This is a genomic window from Anaerotignum faecicola (genome assembly GCA_024460105.1).
GTDB lineage: Bacteria > Bacillota > Clostridia > Lachnospirales > Anaerotignaceae > JANFXS01.
This window is the reverse complement of the sequence record JANFXS010000177.1, coordinates 1-497: the sequence shown is the minus strand read 5'-3', so window position 1 is coordinate 497 and position 497 is coordinate 1. Positions and strand designations below refer to the sequence as shown.

Annotated in this window: 1 protein-coding gene; it reads left to right on the top strand. The window is 47.5% G+C overall.

The genetic code is table 11. The features are described 5' to 3' along the window. Positions 1-50 precede the first annotated feature (50 nt). The coding region (locus NE664_13385; GenBank protein MCQ4727625.1) for a hypothetical protein at positions 51-497 on the top strand (447 nt) is incomplete at its 3' end.

The window sequence follows — 497 nt, the reverse complement described above, 5'->3', positions numbered from 1 at the left end:
AGAACGTCTGCGATTCCGCATATTCCAATATGGAACAGGAGATAGAAAAGATGTCCACGGTATCCTTAAATACCATCTATTCCAAGGACATCCTGCCCGGTATCCGGAAGATTCCGGTGGACCAGCTGGGCACTCAGCAGACCTATACCCAGGTGCAGGCCATCTATAATTCCATATCGGCCATGATCGGCCCGCAGCAGACAGTTGCCCAGATTAATCTCTACCACAAAAATGGATTTTCGGCAGGCACCGGTTTCTATACATACAACAAGAAGATCGACCTGAAAGAAAAAAGCTGGTATAACGATGTACTGACGGAAAACGGATACAAGGTCATGAGTACGCCCCAGCCAATTTCCCATTTTATACCGACCGCGGCGATTCCCTACGAACCGTATTACATTTCCCTGACCAGACTGTACTTTGACGACGTCCATGAAATGGAGGGCGCGGTGGAGGTCCTGCAGAAGAGCGATACTTTTTTTAATTATATAGAC